19 protein-coding genes are annotated in these 17,614 nt (G+C 69.5%); 8 read left to right on the forward strand and 11 right to left on the reverse strand.

Annotation, left to right across the window (positions count from 1 at the left end; all coding sequences use genetic code 11):
- The first annotated feature begins 73 nt into the window (after positions 1–73).
- On the forward strand, positions 74–799 hold the full coding sequence (locus ABL308_07735) for a DUF4908 domain-containing protein (protein XBQ14855.1): 726 nt from the start codon (positions 74–76) through the stop codon (positions 797–799).
- On the opposite strand, the gene ABL308_07740 is transcribed toward ABL308_07735, so the two are convergent.
- Positions 796–1,254 carry a cupin domain-containing protein gene (locus ABL308_07740; protein XBQ14856.1) on the reverse strand — a complete coding sequence of 153 codons (459 nt, stop codon included), beginning with the start codon at positions 1,252–1,254 and terminating at the stop codon, positions 796–798. The two genes, ABL308_07735 and ABL308_07740, sit on opposite strands and share 4 nt — an antisense overlap.
- Before the next feature lie 80 nt (positions 1,255–1,334).
- On the opposite strand from ABL308_07740, the gene ABL308_07745 reads away from it, so the two are divergent.
- The gene (locus tag ABL308_07745) at positions 1,335–2,456 is read left to right on the forward strand and encodes a hypothetical protein (GenBank protein XBQ14857.1); all 1,122 of its coding nucleotides are present in this window, start codon (positions 1,335–1,337) and stop codon (positions 2,454–2,456) included.
- Positions 2,457–2,641: 185 nt separating this feature from the next.
- Here ABL308_07745 and gloB read toward each other — a convergent pair whose 3' ends face one another.
- Positions 2,642–3,409: a hydroxyacylglutathione hydrolase gene (gene gloB / locus ABL308_07750; GenBank protein XBQ14858.1), complete on the reverse strand. Its 768-nt coding sequence runs from the start codon at positions 3,407–3,409 to the stop codon at positions 2,642–2,644.
- A gap of 96 nt (positions 3,410–3,505) precedes the next feature.
- Between gloB and ABL308_07755 the strand changes: the two genes are divergently transcribed.
- Together ABL308_07755 and hisC are read left to right on the forward strand one after the other, a co-directional pair.
- The gene (locus ABL308_07755) at positions 3,506–4,273 is read left to right on the forward strand and encodes a methyltransferase domain-containing protein (GenBank protein ID XBQ14859.1); all 768 of its coding nucleotides are present in this window, start codon (positions 3,506–3,508) and stop codon (positions 4,271–4,273) included.
- A complete protein-coding gene (gene hisC / locus ABL308_07760) occupies positions 4,270–5,349 on the forward strand; it encodes a histidinol-phosphate transaminase (GenBank protein XBQ14860.1) in 1,080 nt (359 codons plus the stop codon). Before ABL308_07755 ends, hisC begins: the two co-directional genes overlap by 4 nt.
- 5 nt (positions 5,350–5,354) lie before the next feature.
- On the opposite strand, the gene ABL308_07765 is transcribed toward hisC, so the two are convergent.
- Genes ABL308_07765 through ftsE form a run of 5 tightly spaced genes read right to left on the reverse strand, consistent with a single transcriptional unit; the run spans position 5,355 to position 9,392 of the window.
- A complete protein-coding gene (locus ABL308_07765) occupies positions 5,355–6,383 on the reverse strand; it encodes a DUF2125 domain-containing protein (protein ID XBQ14861.1) in 1,029 nt (342 codons plus the stop codon).
- The gene (locus tag ABL308_07770; protein ID XBQ14862.1) at positions 6,383–7,117 is read right to left on the reverse strand and encodes a lysophospholipid acyltransferase family protein; all 735 of its coding nucleotides are present in this window, start codon (positions 7,115–7,117) and stop codon (positions 6,383–6,385) included. Before ABL308_07770 ends, ABL308_07765 begins: the two co-directional genes overlap by 1 nt.
- Before the next feature lie 31 nt (positions 7,118–7,148).
- Positions 7,149–7,736 (reverse strand): YdcF family protein, encoded by a 588-nt coding sequence (locus ABL308_07775; GenBank protein ID XBQ14863.1) that lies wholly within the window; start codon positions 7,734–7,736, stop codon positions 7,149–7,151.
- Positions 7,737–7,767: 31 nt separating this feature from the next.
- Positions 7,768–8,679: a hypothetical protein gene (locus tag ABL308_07780; GenBank protein XBQ14864.1), complete on the reverse strand. Its 912-nt coding sequence runs from the start codon at positions 8,677–8,679 to the stop codon at positions 7,768–7,770.
- The gene (gene ftsE / locus ABL308_07785; protein XBQ14865.1) at positions 8,676–9,392 is read right to left on the reverse strand and encodes a cell division ATP-binding protein FtsE; all 717 of its coding nucleotides are present in this window, start codon (positions 9,390–9,392) and stop codon (positions 8,676–8,678) included. The genes ABL308_07780 and ftsE overlap by 4 nt, the downstream gene beginning before the upstream one ends.
- Before the next feature lie 73 nt (positions 9,393–9,465).
- Here ftsE and ABL308_07790 point away from each other — a divergent pair, with 73 nt between their 5' ends.
- A complete protein-coding gene (locus ABL308_07790; protein XBQ14866.1) occupies positions 9,466–10,164 on the forward strand; it encodes a DUF3426 domain-containing protein in 699 nt (232 codons plus the stop codon).
- Here the strand turns inward: ABL308_07790 and ABL308_07795 are convergent.
- Genes ABL308_07795 through argH form a run of 3 tightly spaced genes read right to left on the reverse strand, consistent with a single transcriptional unit; the run spans position 10,161 to position 14,485 of the window.
- Positions 10,161–12,779, reverse strand: a complete 2,619-nt coding sequence (locus ABL308_07795) for a DUF4175 family protein (protein ID XBQ17726.1) — start codon at positions 12,777–12,779, stop codon at positions 10,161–10,163. The two genes, ABL308_07790 and ABL308_07795, sit on opposite strands and share 4 nt — an antisense overlap.
- Before the next feature lie 60 nt (positions 12,780–12,839).
- A complete protein-coding gene (locus ABL308_07800) occupies positions 12,840–13,073 on the reverse strand; it encodes a lipoprotein (GenBank protein ID XBQ14867.1) in 234 nt (77 codons plus the stop codon).
- A 14-nt stretch (positions 13,074–13,087) separates the two neighbouring features.
- On the reverse strand, positions 13,088–14,485 hold the full coding sequence (gene argH, locus ABL308_07805) for an argininosuccinate lyase (GenBank protein XBQ14868.1): 1,398 nt from the start codon (positions 14,483–14,485) through the stop codon (positions 13,088–13,090).
- A gap of 63 nt (positions 14,486–14,548) precedes the next feature.
- Here argH and ABL308_07810 point away from each other — a divergent pair, with 63 nt between their 5' ends.
- From ABL308_07810 to ABL308_07820, 3 genes are all read left to right on the forward strand, one after another.
- Positions 14,549–15,133 (forward strand): TlpA disulfide reductase family protein, encoded by a 585-nt coding sequence (locus ABL308_07810; GenBank protein ID XBQ14869.1) that lies wholly within the window; start codon positions 14,549–14,551, stop codon positions 15,131–15,133.
- Positions 15,134–15,200: 67 nt separating this feature from the next.
- Entirely contained in the window at positions 15,201–15,704 is a 504-nt protein-coding gene (locus ABL308_07815) for a hypothetical protein (protein ID XBQ14870.1), read from the forward strand.
- A gap of 79 nt (positions 15,705–15,783) precedes the next feature.
- Entirely contained in the window at positions 15,784–17,031 is a 1,248-nt protein-coding gene (locus tag ABL308_07820) for an amino acid permease (protein ID XBQ14871.1), read from the forward strand.
- On the opposite strand, the gene ABL308_07825 is transcribed toward ABL308_07820, so the two are convergent.
- Entirely contained in the window at positions 17,028–17,549 is a 522-nt protein-coding gene (locus ABL308_07825) for a hypothetical protein (protein XBQ14872.1), read from the reverse strand. The two genes, ABL308_07820 and ABL308_07825, sit on opposite strands and share 4 nt — an antisense overlap.
- Positions 17,550–17,614: the final 65 nt, after the last annotated feature.

Below are 17,614 nucleotides of genomic sequence, written 5' to 3' on the forward strand. Positions count from 1 at the left end.
GTTCATCAAGGCGCCGAAAATTGGGCGGCCCGGCGCCCCATAATCGCCACGCGACCGGGTAAGCTGCGCGACCATGATCAGGGGTCTTTCAACCCTTTTCGTGCTGGCGGCCGGGGTGTTGGCGCTGCTGGGCGCGGAAGGGGCCGCGCAGTCGAATCCGTTCCAGCAGCTGGCGCGCTCCGGACAGGAAGCGTCCGGCTCGCACTGGTATGAGCGCGTCGACGGGCGCGGCCGGCTGATCTTCGATCAGTCCGGACGGGCGGGCCTCGTGTGGGAAGAGGGTTCGATGGAAGTCGTCGCGGTCTATCGCAGCCGCGCCGCCGGGGGCGGAGAAGTCTGGCTCACCGACACGGACCGCACGCTGCTGCGCCAGACCAATCTGGGCGGCTGGACGTATTTCCCGCCCGACCGCCGCGACGGCGTCATCATCGAACAGCTCGGCCCGGCGCGCACGATCGTCGGCGCGCCTGCAGGCGAGTCCGAGCTTCAGCGCGCCGCCGAAGAGATGGTCGACCGGCTCGTCCGGCTCAGCCGCAACGAGGTCACCGTCCAGCTCACCAGCCTGTCTGCGGCGGAAAACGCCTATATCATCGACGCGCTGGCCATGATCGTTCTGGGGGCGGAAGCCGCCCCGCGACGCGATCTGCGCGGGCTCGAAGTGGTCCGCGTCGGCTTCGGCGAAGCGCCCCGCGCCGACTATGACGGCCGGACCCTCGACGTGACGGTGGACGTGCGCCGCGGGTATGCGGGCCGGCCGAGCTCGGATTACATCCGCCGCACGATCGAGGACGGCGCCTAGAGCGGCGGGCCGTCCGGCGAGGGCCGCCAGTGCGGCGGCGCCAGCTGAAACCCTGAAAACTCGAAACCGGGCGCGACGACGCAGCTGACCAGCGTCCAGGCGCCGAGCGATTCGGCGGCCTGCCAGGCGTTCGCCGGCACGATCGCCTGGGGCCGTTCGCCCGCTCTCAGATCCGGCCCGAGCCGGGTGGACGCCGCGTTCACGCCGTCTTCTGAGATCGTCAGCGCAAGCGGCGCGCCGGCCTGCCAGAGCCAGATTTCCGCCGCGTCCACCTTGTGCCAGGCCGACACCTGATCGGCGGCGAGCAGGAAATAGATCGCAGTGAAACGCGCCCGCCCGTCGGGCCCCGGACCGTCGCGGAAGGTCTCGACGAACCAGCCGCCCTCGGGGTGCGGGCTCATCGACAGCATGCGCACGATTTCCTGAACCCCCAGATCGCCGGCCGGTCTCGTCATCTCGCACGCCCTGTTCACCAAATTTCCATTTCAATATGCGACTGAGGCCAATCAAACCGGTCACGGCGAACGATGCAAGCATGGCCCGAGACAGTTACGGCAAGCTCAGTTTTCTGAAGCGCGGCGGCTCGACGAGCCGCGTGATCGACCTCGTGTCGATCCGCGAACGGTTCGGCGATACGCCGGGCTGGGCGAAGCGGCCGCTGTTCAGGATGAGCCGGCTCAATCGTGGTTTCGTGGTCAAGCACACCCTACGCGCCTGGGAACGTGATCAGCTGGGCGGCGACCGCACCTCGGCGACGAAGGTCATCATCCCGATCTCCGATCGCGATCTGGATCTCGGCGGGCATTCGATCTTCGTGGAGAGCCACGATTTCGAAGCCAAGCTCTCACACCATCTCGGGGTGACGTCCGATACGCCGGCCTTTGCGCTCGACGCGCAGCGGCTGCGCCAGCTCGCGGGCCTGCCGAGCTTCGATCCCTATCTCCTGCACGAGTTTTTCCGCCGCGAAGGCGCGGACATCGACCCGTGCTATTTCACGATCTCGGACGGCGAGCTCGCGAAGATCACCGAATTCGTCGCCGGCCAGATCGACATGCTGGTCAGAAAGGCGATGGGCGGCTCGGATCTGGCGACGCGCGAGAAGTCGCGCAGGCTCGCGAAGGTGCTTTTCGAAGACGAGAACTCCGAACAGCTCGTCGTGCTGCGCGACGCGCTGCGCATGACCGAGAAGGAGTATCGCGACGGCGTCTTCGGCTGGAAGGGCACGCTCTATTATTCGTGGCGGTCCAGCGACTGCTACGCCGACCTGACCGGGTTCCTGCGCGATCTCACCAGCACGCGCATCGTCGGACTGAGCGACGCCGACCGGTCCGAGATCCGCACCGTCATCGCTTCGATCACCCAGCTGTCCATGGGCCGCTGGAGCCGGCTGAAGAGCCGGCTCGACGCCTATCACACCGAGTTCCGGCGCTTCGTCGAGCGCGGCGACCCGGGCGCGCTGAAGACATTCATGACCCGCGCGCCGACCCTGTTCGTGGAGATGGGCGAGGATATCGGCCGGCTGCAGCACGTCTCGTCCTACTGGCGCTTCTGGACCAAGGACCGGCGCAGCCGCCAGATGAGCGGTATGGAAGCCTTCGACCTCCTGCCTGACTTCGAAGCCGCCCTGCAGGTCACCGACCACCGCGACGCGGCCTGAGTGTCGGCGCCCCCCACCCCGGCCCTCCCCCGAGGGGGAGGGAGGGCTGTCCTTATGGCCGCGTCCGATGATGAACGCCGAGCAGAGGCGGCCTATGCAGGCTTTCGTCAGCCGGCTCGACGCCCCTCCCTCCCCTTGAGGGGAGGGCCGGGGTGGGGTGGAGCGGCCTGCATCAAAGGTCGTTGTTAAAACGCGTCCTTCCGCCGCCGAACCTCGGCGAAGACCTCCCAGTCCTCGGCCTGCTGCAGGCCGAGGCGCGCCCTGAGCGCGGGATCGTCCCAGCGCAGGAACGGGTTCGCTTCGAGCTCTGCGGCCAGCACCGTGGGCACGGTCGGCTCGTTTTTGCTGCGCAGCAAATCGACCTTTTCGGCATAGCGTTGAAGCGCCGGATTCTCCGGATCGACGCTGAGCGCAAAGCGGGCGTTCGCCTGCGTATACTCGTGCGCACAATAGATCACCGTTTCGGGCGGCAGGGCGCGAAGCCGCGACAGTGAGGCGTGCATTTGCTGCGGGGTGCCTTCGAACAATCGCCCGCACCCCAGCGCGAACAGCGCGTCGCCGACGAAGGCCGCGCCCTCGCTTTCAAACCAGTAGGCGATATGGCCTTTCGTGTGCCCGCCGACATCGATGACCTGGGCTTCGAGATCGCCCAGCCGCACCCGGTCGCCATGGCTCACCGCCCGGTCGACATGGCCGATCGCAGCCGCTTCGGCCGCCGGTGCGATCACGGCCGCGCCGGCCGCCTTGCGAATCTCATCGTTGCCGCCGGCATGGTCCCAGTGATGATGGGTGTTCCAGATCTCCGCGATCGACCAGCCGGCCGCCTCGGCCTCTTCGAGATAGCGGTTCGCGTCCGGCGTATCGATCGCCGCGCACGCGCCGGTCTGCGAGCACGCGATGAGATATCCGTAATTGTCCTGAAGACAGGCAAAGCGGCGGACCTGAAGGGCCATGATTTCACTCCGGTTCGCTGGGCGCCTTATCGACGCGGCGCGGCGGGCCTATGTTCCTGATGAACACGCGGGACCCGTCCGCAGGAGAGGCTAGGCATGCGCACCGACGCCGTCGAGATCGAACGCTTCTACCGCAGCATACGCGGCGGGGCGGCCGTTGAAATGGTCGGCCGGCGCCTCGGCGCGCTCTGGCCGGACGTTCAGGGGCTCGACATTCTGGGCTACGGCTACGCCTCGCCCTGGTTGGGCGCCTGGACGAAAACCGCGCGGCGCACCGTCTCCTACATGCCCGCGAGCCAGGGCGCGGTGGTCTGGCCGCAGCGCGCGCCCAGCCTCACGGCGCTCGGCGAAGACGCGCGGCTTCCGTTCAAGGAAGCGATGTTCGACCGGATCGTGCTCGTCCATGCGCTCGAAGAGGCGGGCGATCTCAGGAAATTGCTGCGCGAGCTCTGGCGCGTCATGGCGCCGGAAGGGCGTATGGTGATCGTCGCGCCGCATCGCAGCGGGCTCTGGGCGCGCGCGGACTGGACGCCGTTCGGCCATGGCCGCCCGTTCTCGCGCCGTCAGCTCGCCCGGTTTCTCGAAGACGCCCTGTTCGAGCCCTGCGCCTGGTCGCGCGCGCTCTACGCCCCGCCCTGGCGCTGGGCCTGCGGGCCGAAGGCCGCAGACGCCTTCGAACGCGCCGGAGAAAAGGTCCTGCCCGGGGTGGGCGGGCTCATCCTCGTGGAGGCGGTCAAGCATGTCGGCGCGGTCCGGCCCGGCGGCACGCCGGCCCGGGTGCGGGTCAAGGCGCTTGAAGGCGCCGCCAAGCCCGCGCTATCTCGCGACCGAACCGATAACCAGACGCGGAAAGACGCTTCATGACGCTCACGCCCCGGCCCGGCCTTCTCGACATCAAGCCTTACACGCCCGGCGCCGCTGCGCCGAAGGGTGCGGTGAAGCTCAGCTCGAACGAGAACGCGCTGGGGTGCAGCCCCAAGGCCGCCGAGGCCTTCAAGGACGCCGCCGCGCATCTGCACGTCTACCCCGACGGCGGGGCGACCCATCTGCGCGCCGCGATCGCCGAGGCCGAAGGGATCGACGCGGGCCGCATCGTGTGCGGCGCGGGTTCGGATGAATTGCTGCAGCTGATCGGCCGGGCCTATCTCGATCCCGGCGACAAGGTCGTCCAGAGCCAGTACGGCTTTCTCGTCTACCGCCTCGTGGCGATGCAGTCCGGCGCCGAGATCGTCTCCGCGCCCGAGACCAACTACACCGCCGATGTCGACGCGCTGATCGAGACCGCCGGCGCGGACGCGAAGATCGTCTTCCTCGCCAACCCGAACAATCCCACGGGGACGTGGATTCCGGGGTCCGAAGTCCGCCGTCTGCGCGAAGGCCTGCCCGAAGACACGCTTCTGGTGCTCGACGGCGCTTATGAAGAATTCGTCGACGCGCCGGGCTGGGAAAACCTGATTGCGATCGCCGACGACTACGCGAACACCGTGGTCACCCGTACGTTTTCGAAGATCCACGGCCTCGCCGGTCTGCGTCTGGGCTGGATGTACGGGCCGAGCGAGATCGTCGACGTGATCCACCGGGTGCGCGGACCGTTCAACGTGAACCTGCCCGCCATCGAGGCGGGGATCGCGGCGATCGGCGATCGCGACTTCGTGCGCCGCTCCAAGGAGCATAACGACCGCTGGCTGGCCTATCTGGCCCAGCAGATCGGCGGGCTCGGCCTCGAGGTGACGCCCAGCGTCTGCAATTTCGTGCTCGTCCATTTCCCCGCCGGATCAGGCAAGAGCGCGGACGACGCCAACGCCTTCCTCGCCTCGAAGGGCCTGGTCGTGCGCGGGGTCCAGCCCTACGGCCTGCCCGACGCGCTGCGCATCACCGTCGGCGAGGAAGACGCCAACCGCCGCGTCGTCGACGCTCTGCGGGAATTTGTGGAGGGGTAGCCCTATCAATCCACCGCGCCGACGCTGCCGATCCGTGCGGGGCCGAGGAACAGGCCGCCGTCCTGCAGGCGGAACGGCAGGGCGATGCCGGTGTCCCGGCGCGGCGCCATCAGGGCGAAGAGCCGCAACGCCTCGCCCTGCTCGTCATGCACGAGCCCTGATTCCACCAGCGCGGTGATCAGCGTTTCAGGATCGGTGACGACCAGGGACAATCGGCCGGCCGGGCGCAGCTCGGGGTCGAGCGTGATCTCGCCTGCGCCGTTCAGATCTGCCGGCCCGAAGACCAGCTGGGCGGCGTTGATCACCACCGCTCCGCCGTCCGCGGTCCAGGCGAAGGGATCGCCGGCGGCCAGAACGCTCCACTCGGTCAGCGCGCCGTCCATGCGGAAAACCTGAGCGGTCCGTCCGAAGGCGCGCTCGACCTGGGGGCTGACCGCGGCTTCGGCGAGCACGGCCTGATCGGCCTGAAGGCGGAAGGCGAACTGGTCGTCTTCGCCGATCCGGCCCGACAGCACGACCCGCTCTGCGGCCTGAACCGCCGGCGGCGGTCCGGCTTCGGCGACGAGCGTCAGGTTATCGATCGTCGCGCCGACCTGGGTCGTCGCGCCTTCCTCGCTGGAAAGTGACAGCCGCGCGAGATCCGCCGTCATCAGGTATGAGACGGTCTCGCCGTCGACCTCTGAGACGAAACGCGCCCCCCCGCCCAGCGTCGCGATCCAGTGCGTGAGATCGTAGAACTGCGCCGACACCGCCAGCCGGTCGAGCTCGAGCGTCCAGCCGCCTTCGGCCTGCGGCGCGGTGATGCGCGGCTCGGCGGCCCGCAGCGAAAAGCGGAAGGGGTAGCCGCCCACTCTGAGCCCCGCGTGCTCGATCTCGTATCCCGCCGCTTCCTGCGCGGCGATCCAGCGCCGGGCCCGGTCGTCGAGCCCGCCGGCCACCACGATCCAGTAGATCGCGTGGATCAGCACGACGATCAGAAGGATCAGGAACGGCACGATCAGCCGCATGCGGGAGTTCGACATCAGCCCTGCCATTACGCCGCTCGCTCCTTGTTCGGCGCGGCCTCGGCCAGAAGGGCGTCGGACGCGGTCTCGATCCGGGTTTCCAGTTCGGCCATGAAGCGCTTCTTGTCGAGCCCCGGCTCGATCGGGGGGAGGAACTCGACCACGATCCGCCCCGGCTTGCGGGTGATCCCGTGGGCGGGCCAGTAGAGCCCCGAATTCAGCGCGACGGGAACGCAGGGGACCTTCATCGCCGAATAAAGCCCCATGACGCCGGGCTTGTAGACCTCCGCCGCACCCGGCACGAGCCGCGTGCCTTGTGGGAAGATGACCACCTGCCGGCCTTCGCTCGCCCGCTCGCGGGCCTGCCTCAGCATGTCCTTCAGCGCCTTCGAACCCGCGCCGCGATCGACCGCGATGTTCTTCAGCTTCATCGCATACCAGCCGAAGAAGGGCAGGTAGCTGAGCTCTTTTTTGAGGATGATCGCGGGGTCGTCGAGAATGCGCCAGAAGGCCAGCGTCTCGAACATGGACTGATGCTTGGAGGCGACCAGCGCGCCGCCTTTGGGCATGTGCTCGGCGCCGCGCACCTCGTAATCGACGCCGCACAGAAGCTTCAGCGCCCCGAAAACGAGGTCGAGATAAAAGCGGAAACAGGCCTTCACCCAGCTGCGCGGGCCCAGGAGCGCCGGGCTGAACAGTATGCCCAGCACGACCATAAGGCCGTAGGTGAAGACCACGAAGATTGCCGATCGAAGCGTGTTCACGCGCTGATGTCCCGACCCCTGGGGCGGCGGATCAGTCCAGTGCGTCGCGCAGACCCGCCGCGCGCACCCGGACGAAGACCGCCGCGTACTTGGCGTATTCCTGAAGCCAGCGGCGCGCCTCGGCGGTCTCTGAAAAGGGACCTTCCGTGGGCACCGCATAGGCCAGAAGCCGGGTATCGGGCATGGCGGCCTGCAGTTCAAGCAAAGCGCGCGGCATGTGGTAATCGTTGGTCACCACGATCAGGCTGTCATAGGCGTTCAGCGCCGCCCAGCGCGCGGTCTCCTGGGCGTTGCCGATCGTGTCCAGCGCTTCCGCCCCGGTGTCGATGCAGCAATTGAACAGCTCCGCCGAGGCGCCCGCAGCCGCGGCGATGTCGGCGGGCGGCACGCCGGGATTGACCCCGGAGATCAGAAGCCGCCTTCCCTTGCCGTTCTTCAGGAGCCGCACGCCGGTGACGACCCGTTCCTCCCCGCCGGTCAGGACGACGATCGCGTCCGCGCGGGCGGTTTCGTCAGGCGTCATGGTGCGCGCCTCGCGCAGGAACAGGGCGAAGCCCAGCGCGAAGGTGAACAGGACCACGAAGGCGAGGCCCCTGATGACGGCGGCGAGGCGGTTCATGACGAACCCTCCCGGATCGATGCGATCACGCTCATGTCCAGCGCGCCTTCAGTTCCGCACCGACCGCGCTGCGCGCCGCGGCGGCCGAGATCAGCCCCGCGATCAGGGCTGCCGCGGGCGGGATCGCGAACGCGCTCCAGCCCAGCTCCAGGCTCGGCAGGAAAAACACCGACCCGGCCGCCCCGCCGGCATAGGCCAGCGCGAGCGCGGCGAGGGCGGCGAACACCGCGCCGGTCATCCCCGCCTTCAATCCCAGAAGGAAGAAGCGGGTCTGAAACAGCCCGGTGACGTAACGATCCGGAGCGCCCACGAGATGCAAGGCTTCGGCGACGTCCCATCGCGCAGCCAGCGATGCGCGGGCCGCGAACGCCACCACGGCCGCCGCCGCAGCGGTCAGAAGCGCGACCAGAGCGAGCGCGAAATAGCGCACCGCGGCGGCGGCGCGCTGCACCGAGTCCTCCCATCGGCGATGGTCGTCGACGACGAACTCATAGTCCGAGTCGTCCAGCAGCGTCTCGATCGCGCCGGGCGCAGGCCGGTCTTCAGGATCGACGGTGACGGCGACGAGCCGCGGCACGGGCAGGTCGTCGGGCAGACCGCCGCGTCCGAGCCAGGGTTCGAGCAGGGCTTCTGATTCCGAGCGGTCACGCGCCTGGGCGGCGATGACGCCGGGCAGGTTCGCGATCCGGCTCGCCGCTTCGCGCGCATCGGCGTCCGCGTCCCGTCCGTCTCCGGGCAGGATCTGAACGGTCAGCTCGCCGGTGAGCTGGGCGGTCCAGCCTTCCGCCGCGCGCCAGGCGCCGGCTGCGCCCAGCGCCGCCAGGCACGCCAGAAACACCAGGATCGCCGCAACCGCGAACAGCGGCCGGTCGCGCCCGGCGTCGGGCGGCAGCAGCGGCGCGTCCTTGCGCTTTTTCACAGGTTTGGCGTCTTGCTCGGTCATGCCGCGCGCGCGCCTCCGGAAATCAGCCGCCCGTCGGCGAGTTCGAGCACGGGCGCGTCGAGCGAGCGCACCAGCGCGATGTCGTGGCTCGCCACAAGGACCGTCGTGCCCAGCCGGTTGAGCTCGACGAACAGTCTGAGCAGGCGGCGCGCCATGGCCGGGTCGACGTTTCCCGTGGGCTCGTCTGCAATCAGCAGATCAGGCTTGGAGATCACCGCGCGCGCGATCGCGGCGCGCTGCTGCTCGCCGCCCGACAGGGTCGGCGGGTAGTGGTCGACCTTTTCGCCCAGGCCCACCCAGGCGAGCAGATCGACGACGTCGTCGGCGTAGCTCGACGCGGACTGGCCGGCCACGCGCAGGGGCAGGGCGACGTTCTCGAACACGGTCAGGTGATCGAGCAGGCGGAAGTCCTGAAACACCACCCCGATTCGCCGCCGCACCTCGGGCAGCGATTCGCGCGGCAGCAGCGCGCTGTCGCGTCCGAACAGGCTGATCAGCCCCCGCGAGGGGCGCTCGGCGAGATAGATCAGCCGCAGCAGCGAGGACTTGCCCGCGCCGCTCGGCCCGGTGAGGAAATGGAAACTTCCGCTTGGTAACTGAAAGGTTAGGTCGCTCAGCACCTCGGGGCCGCGGCCATAGCGCATGCCGACCGCGTCGAACCGGACGGCGGGTTCGGTGTCGCCGGGCTTTGCGTCGCGGGTCTGAGGGGACATGGTGACCTTTGCGGAGAACCGCTGAACCGTCGGGGTTTCAGCCGACTATGCCGGAAGAACGAGGCGCGCGTCCATGATCGTGACCTGTCCCAGCTGCGAGGCCAAATATCGCGTCGAGCAAAGCGCGCTCGAAGCGCGCGGCGGCCGCGTGCGCTGTGCGGCGTGCGCGCATGTCTGGACGGTCGAGGACGAGGCGCTGACCCTCAGCGAGCCCGCCGAAGCCCCTGCGCCGAAACCCGAACCCCGGCCTGAGCCGCAGCCCGAACCCGCGCCCGAACCCGAGTTCAAATCCAAGCCGCACGCCGCGATTCGCGCCCGTGCGGCCGACCGCGCGCGCAAGACCCGCCTTGCTGTCGAGGGCGCGGGCTGGGCCGGAGTCGCGGCCTGCCTCGCCGTCGTGCTGGGCGCGGCCTTCCTCTTCCGTGTCGACGTCGTGCAGGCCTGGCCGCGCGCGGCCGGCGCTTATGCTGCGGTCGGGCTGGACGTCGACCCGGTCGGCCTCGCGGTCGAAAACCTCGACGCCCAGCTCACCGAGACCGGCGAAGGCCCCGTCCTCGTGGTCGAAGGCGTGGTGCGCAACACGATCGGACGCGATCGCCGCCTGTCGCCGCTCAAGGCGCAGATTCTCGACGCCGGCGGCGCCGTGCTCGCCGAATGGCCCGTCGCGCTGGAAAGCCCTTATCTGGTCTCCGGGGCCTCGGAACGCTTCCGCACGACCTTCCCCGCGCCGCCCGAAGGCGGGGTGCGGGTCGAGGTGGTGCTCGACGGCTAGAACCGCTCCAGCAGCCGGTCGATATAGTCGAGCTCGTCCTGCGGCCGGCCGCGTTCGGCGGCGCGGCGGCGGAGTTCTTCGAGGATCTCGCGGGCGCGCTGGCGCTCGGCTTCGCCGGGCACGCCGGTTTCCGTGCCTTCGCCGTTCGGGCCTGCGCCGCTCGCCCGGCCCAGCGGATCGGTCTGTCCGTCCCCGCCACGGCCGCCGCGCGCCTGTTCCAGCCGCTCGGCTGAGGCGCGCGCGGCTTCGCGCAGGGCGGCCACGGCCCGGTCCTGGTCTTCCAGAGCGCCCTCTAAGTCGCCGCCATCAAGCGCCTGACGCGCGGCCTGCATGGCCTGACGCGCCGCGTCGATGGCCGCGCGCGCTTCGGGGCTGGCCGCTTCGCCCATGGCGTCTTCGAGCCCGCCCAGACCCTCTTCGATCGCGGCCTGACGCTCGGCGAGCCCGAGGCCGGTTTCGCCCCCTTCCTCTCCGCCGCCGCCCTGGCCTGCGCGGTCTTCGCCGAAACCGCCCGGCTCGCCGCCTGAGCCCGGCTCTGCGCCGGTCATGCCGCCGGCGCCGGGCTGGCCGGGCGCGGGCGCGCCCTGGGCGCCCTGACCCTGAGAGCCTTGACCCTGAGAGCCCTGGCCGGGCGATCCCTGACCTTGCGAGCCTTCGCCTTCGCGGGCCTGCTCGAACGTGTCCTCCATGATCGAGCGCTGTTCGCCGATCTGGTCGCCGAGTTCTTCGAGCGCTTCGCGCAAGGCCCGCTCGATCGGACCTTCGGGGCCGCCTTCACCCTCGCCGCCGCCGCCGAGCGTCATCTGGAGATTTTCCAGAAGCTCTTGTAGCTGGGCCAGCGCCTGGCGGGAGCCTTCGGTGTCGCCCAGTTCCGCGGCTTCGCGCAAAGCGTCCAGCAGGGCCTGAAGCCGGTCCGCGCTCATCGACCCGCCGCCGCCTCCGCCTTCTGCGAAGCGGCCTTCCTCCAGCGCCTCGCGGGCGAGCGCCTGCATGTAGCGCGAGACCGCCTGCTCATAGGCGTCGAACAGGGCGGACAGCTCCATCGCGTCAGCGCCGCGGGCCATGGCGTCCAACAGGGCGCGTTCGGCCGCGCGCAGGGCTTCCTCGGCGTCGGCGAGGCTGCCGAGTTCGGCGCGCAGCGCGATCTGCCAGAGGTCCTCGTCGAGATGGTCGAGATCGTCCATCTCGCGCGCCCGGCGCACCTCGCGCATGGCCGTGCGCAGCCCCATCCAGACGATCGGATCGTCGAAATAGGACGCCGGCGCGTCGGACACCGCGTCTAGCGCGGCCGCGAGCCTGCGGGCTTCGGCGGGCGCGCGCTCGATCCGGCGCTCGGGCTCCTCGCCCATGAAGCCGCCCGCCACCGCGTTCGAGACGCCCTCGGGCATCGGGGCGTAGTCGGCGTCCGCGCCGATGAAGCGCTTGCGCTCATAGGCGACCGCGCGCGCGAGCGGGTCGAGGAAGACGCGCTGGGGCAGGGTGAGGGCGAGCGGGCCGGACACCCCGCGCTGGCCCGCGCCGTCAAGGGCGGCCATGCGGATCACCGCGCGCTCGCCGGCGAGTTCGGAACGCGCCAGATCGATCGTCGCGGTTCTGAGCCCGTCCTCGCCGGGCGGGCTGACCGCGCCGGGTGCGAGCGCGAGCGTTTCGAAGGACTGAGGCTGGCCGCCGTCCTGAGGCTCTGCGGCGTATTCGAGCACGAAGGTCTCGATCCCGTAATCGTCCTCGGCGGCGAACTCCAGGATCAGACGGCCTTGCGCGTCGCCTTCGGGCTCGGCGGCGAGGCGCACGTCAGGGGGCGTGTCCTCGATGATGGTCAGCGCGATCCGGTCGCGCAGCGCGCCGGCGCGCAGTGTCACCGGGCCGTCGGCCTCCGGCCGGATCGCGACCTGGCGCACGTCTTCAGACAGCGCCTCGACCTCGTAGGGCGCGCCGGAGACGGTGGGATCGCGTCTGAGCCCCGTGATACGGGCGGACAAGATCGAGCCTTCAGGGATCTCTGCGGTGCGCCGGTCTCTGAGATAGAGCACGGGGCGGCCGGTGTAGGCGGGCGGCTCCACCCAGAACTCAACGCTCGCATCGAGCCCGCCGCCCGCGAGGATGCGCGGCGCGAAGGAGTCCTTCAGGCGCGGCCAGGCGAGATCGCCCGCCAGCCCGGCGCCCGCGATCACGATCACGATCAGCGAGACGCGCACGCCGTACCGGTCGAGCCGCGCCCAGGCCGCTTCAGGCCGGCGTGCGCGGGCCCCGGCGAGGCGCTCGGCCATGCGCGCGCGGTGCGCCGCCCAGAGCCCGGCCTCGCCGGCGACGGGCGCGTCGCGGAGGGCTTCGTAGGGACGGTTCCTGAGACCTGAGTCGCGCTCGACCCGGCGCTCTGCGTCCGCTTCGGTCGGAAGGGAAAAACCCGGCCAGGCGAGCCGGATCGCGGCGGCCGACGCGGCGAGCGCGAGAAACAGCGCGATCGCGCGCCAGGGATCGCCTGCGACCTCGAACACGCCGTACAGCGCCAGCGCCGCATAGAGCCCGATGGCGAGGGCGGGACCGATCAATAGCGGCGCGGCGCGCTCCCACAGGAGCGCGGCCCGGGCCAGAAGGATCGGGGTCCGCCGCATCATGACGGGCAAGATAGCGTTCGTAGCCGGGCTTGGCACGGGGCTGCGCGCAGCCGCCGGACCTTAGAGAGGCTCGGCCGGATCGGTGATCTCGCCGGGCACGTCCTGGGGTTCGGGATCGGTGGTGTCGATCGGACCGTCGGGCGGCGCGATGTCGCCCTCGTGCTCGCGCTCGGCTTCGGTGCGCATGTCCTCGCCCCAGAGCGGGGGCGGGCGTTCGAGATCGCCGCGGATCCCGCATCCCGACAGGACCAGGGCTGCGGCGGCGCCGAGAAAGGCTGCGGCGTAGGCTCTCATCGCGTCGTCTCCCTTCAAAGGCCCAGCCGGGTTTTCCAGCGTTCGACCTGTTCGCGCACCCGGACCGGCGCGGTCCCGCCATAGCTCGTCCGGCTGGACATCGAGGCGCGGGCGGACAGCACCGCGTAGACGCCTTCGCCGATGCGCGGCTCGATCTTCTGATACTCGCTGAGCGGCAGTTCGGCCAGCGGCACGCCGGCCGCTTCCGCCGCCTTCACCGCCGAGCCGGCGACGTGATGGGCGTCACGGAAGGGCATGTCGAGCTCGCGGACGCACCAGTCGGCGAGATCGGTCGCGTCCGAATAGGCTTCACCGGCGGCGGCCTGCATGACGCCGGTGTCGAAGCTGAGGTCGGCGGCCATGCCCGTCATCGCCGAGATCGCGAGCGCCAGATCGTCGAACGCGGTGAAGACCAGCGCCTTGTCTTCCTGAAGGTCCTTGGAATAGGCGAGCGGCAGGCCCTTGCAGACCAGGATCAGCCCCTGAAGCGCGCCCGCGATGCGGCCCGGCTTGGCGCGGACGAGCTCTGCGGCGTCGGGATTGCGCTTTTGCGGCATGATCGAGCTGCCGGTGGAGAACGCGTCTGTGAGCCTTGCAAAGCCGAACCGGCGCGAGGTCCACAAGACGATCTCCTCGGCGAAACGCGAGAGGTTCACCGCCGTGATCGCCGCCGCGCTGAGCGCTTCCAGGGCGAAATCCCGGGAGCTGACCGCGTCGAGCGAGTTCGCCATCGGCCGGTCAAAGCCCAGCGCCTTCGCAGTCGCCTCGCGGTCGATGGGAAAGGCCGTGCCGGCCAGCGCCGCCGCGCCGAGCGGGCTTTCGTTGAGGCGCTTGCGGCAGTCTTCCAGCCGCCCGCGGTCACGCTCGGCGGCTTCGACCCAGCACAGAAGGTGATGGCCCAGGCTGATCGGCTGGGCGGTCTGTAGATGGGTGAAGCCGGGCATGACCGTGTCGGCGTGGGCTTCGGCCTGTTTCACCAGCGCGGCCTGATACGCGGCAAGGCCTTCGCTCGCGGCCTCCAGCGCCTCGCGCAGCCACAGCCGGAAGTCCGTGGCGACCTGGTCGTTTCTGGATCGCGCCGTATGCAGACGGCCCGCCGGCGCGCCGATCTTGTCCTTCAGCGCAGCCTCGATATTCATGTGCACGTCTTCAAGCTCGGGCTTCCAGACGAAGCGGCCTGCGCGTATGTCCTCGCGCACGGCCTCGAGCCCGCGGCGGATCGCCGCCTCGTCTTCGCTTGAAATCACCCCGCAGGCGGCCAACATCGCCGCATGGGCGAGCGAGCCGGCGACGTCGTGCTCGTAAAGCCGCTTGTCGACGTCGACCGAGGCGTTGATCGCCTGCATCACGGCGGACGGGCCGGCCTTGAAACGGCCGCCCCACATGCCGCTGGGGCCGGTGTCCTCGGTCATGATCGGATCCTTTTTCTCGGCGGAGCGAAGCGCGCGCCGGACAGTACGAAGACGGGAGCGGGCATGAAAGCTTTGAGCTTGAAGAACGGTCTGATCGCCGCGGCGCTGATCGGCGGGGCTGCGGTGATTTATGTCGTATTTTCCGCGCTCGTCAGCTCTGAAAAAGGTCCGATGGACAGTTTCGCCGTCGGCGCGATGAGCGGTTTCCGCACCGTGTCCGACCCGCCCGACCAGCCGCTGACCGCGCTTCTGACCGGCGAGGGCGATGAGATCACCCTCGCCGACAAGCGCGGCAAGGTGGTGCTGGTCAATTTCTGGGCCACCTGGTGCGCGCCCTGCGTGGTGGAGATGCCCTATCTCAACGAGCTGCAGGCGCGGTACGGCTCAGACGAGTTCGAGGTGGTCGCGGTGTCGATGGACCGCTCCATCGAGGACGCGCGCGCCTTCTATCGCGAGCACGGGCTGACCTCGCTGGGGCTCTATCACGACCAGTCCTTCCGCGCCGCAATGGCCGCGGGCGCCCGCGGCCTGCCGCTCACCGTTCTGTATGATCCGCACGGCGGAGAGATCGGCCGGCTCGACGGCGAGGCGGAATGGGCGAGCGAGGAAGCCTTCGCTCTGATCGAGGCCGCGATCGAGCGGTATTAACGCAGCTTCATTCGACAGGCGGACCGATCGGCGCTCTCATCTGGCTCACAAAGATGGAGACCGCCTCATGATCAGAACCCTCGCGCTCGCCGCAGTCGCCTCCGCCGCCCTCATTCAGCCCGCCGCCGCACAGGAGACGCCTGAGGCGGCGGTGCACGCGCTCTACGACGTCATCTCCGGCCCGGTCGGCGAGGCCCGCGACTGGGACCGCTTCCGCGCGATGTTCCTGGACGGCGCGCAGATGACGATCCTCGCGCCCACGCCCGAAGGCGGCGAACGGCTCGTGGTCTGGAGCGTGGAGGATTACATCGACCGCAACGGCGAGGCGCTGTCGCAGATCGGCTTCACCGAGACCGAAACCCGCGGCGAAACGGTCACTTATGGCGGGCTGGCCGTCGTGATCAGCGCCTATGACGCGGTGCGCGCGGACACCGGCGAGACCGTCGCCACCGGGGTGAACACCATCACGCTCGCTCGCGACGGCGAGGTCTGGAAAGTCGCAGCCCTCGCCTGGCGGCCGGCCACCCCCGACTGGCCGGTGGACCGCGCGTTCGAGGCGTTCGGCGACTGACACGGGACGCGGCGCGGGCGCGGCGCCGGACCGAGACCTGCGCGCTGGAACGGCTGCGCTCCGCCGCCGTTGTCAGGCGATGGCCGATCAGGAACATGCCTCTGAAAGCGAAAGCGGGCTGAAGCGCTCGCTCGGGCTCAGCGGGCTGACCTTCTACGGGGTCGGCACGGTGCTGGGCGCAGGGATTTTCGTGGTCGTCGGCGAGGTCGTCGCCGAAGCCGGAGCGCTTTCCCCGCTCGCTTACATCTTCGCCGGGCTGGTCGCGCTGACCACCGCCCTGTCCTTCGCCGAGCTCGGCGCGCGCATCCCGACCGCGGGCGGGCCCATCGATTATGTCGAGCAGGCGTTCGGGGTCAGCTGGCTCGCCAATCTCACCGGATGGGCGCTGGCGATCGCGAACATCGTGTCGGGCGCGACGATCACCACCGGGTTCGTAAGCTATCTCAGCGCCTTCATCGACGTTCCGTTCTGGATGGCCGCCACGGGCCTGCTGCTGCTTCTGGGCGTGATCTCGATCGCCGGGATCAAGCAGAGCGCGTGGTTCATGACGGTGACCACGGTGATCGGCCTGATCACGCTCGTCGTGGTGATCTGGGCGCGGCGCGACGCGGTGATGTCCGCCCCCGCCGAGATGACCGAAGCGTTCGGCCAGCTCGACGCCACGATGCTCGCAGGCCTTTATGCGGGCGCGTTCCTGGCCTTCTATTCCTTCATCGGTTTCGGCGACATGGCCCAGACCGCAGAGGAGACGCGTGACGTCTCGAGAACCCTGCCCTGGGCGATCGTGCTCACCCTCGTCACCGTCTTCGTCTTTTACGTGCTCATTTCCGCCGCGCTGATCGGCGGCGAGCCGGTGGACTGGAAAGCCGCCGAAGCGCCGGTGGTCCGGGCTGCGGAGATCGAAGGCTATCCCGCGTTGCCAATCGGCGTCGCGAGCCTTCTGGTGATCGTCAACGGCGGGCTGACCCAGATCGTCACGGCGGCGCGTTTGCTGCTCGATCTGGGACGCGACGGGCGCGGCGCGCCGGGCTGGCTGGGCCGGGTCAATCCGCGCACCAGCACCCCCGTCCCGGCGACGCTTCTTGTGCTGGCGGTGGTGCTGGCCCTGACCCTGGCGGTCCCCCTCGCGGGTCTTGCGAACGCGACCAGCCTGGTGGTCCTCGTGGTCTTCGTGGCGGTGAACGCCGCGCTCTGGCGGCTGAAGACGCAAGGCCAGCCGGACGGGCCGCCTGACATACCGATCGTCATACCGATCGCCGGGGTGATCCTGTCCACGCTGGCCGCCGCCGGTCAGATCGCGCTCTGGGCCGGGGTCGTCTCCACCTAGTCGATCGGCTCCCAGCCCCCGTCCGGGGTGCGGCACAGGGTAAGGGTCTCGCTGACATAATCGCCCTCAGGGGAGAAGAATTCCGCGTCCGCGCGCCGGCAGGACTGATCGCCATAGCCCTGGATCGGCGCGCCGGCGTGCACCACGCCGCGATAGCCGGTGGCCGGGTTGCGCCAGAAGGCTGCGTCGTCATTGTCGAACGCGATCCTGGAGGCGGTGCTGAACTGCGCCCGGTCGCAATCAGACAGCGCCGCGCCCAGCCGGGCGCCGGTGTCGGTGTCGCCCAGAAGCGCGCCGAGGATCACGCCCGCCGCGCTGGCTTCGGTGTTCGCGCACGCCGCTTCAAAATAGCGGAAATCCCGGCCGGCGAAGCGCTCCATGTACTCGGCGGGGTAGTCGCCGGTCTTATCGCGATAGCCGTGTGCGGGCGCGTGGTCGGGGGGATCGGTCAGGGCGGGCACGGCCAGGACCAGGGCGGCGATGCCGCCAAGGGCGGCGGTGGTGACGATGCGGCTCATCTTCGGCTCCTCAACTGACTGAATAGATGAATAATCGCGCATATAACCGGCGGCCCGGCGCGCCG

Source organism: Oceanicaulis sp. (genome assembly GCA_040112665.1).
In the GTDB taxonomy this organism is placed as follows: domain Bacteria; phylum Pseudomonadota; class Alphaproteobacteria; order Caulobacterales; family Maricaulaceae; genus Oceanicaulis.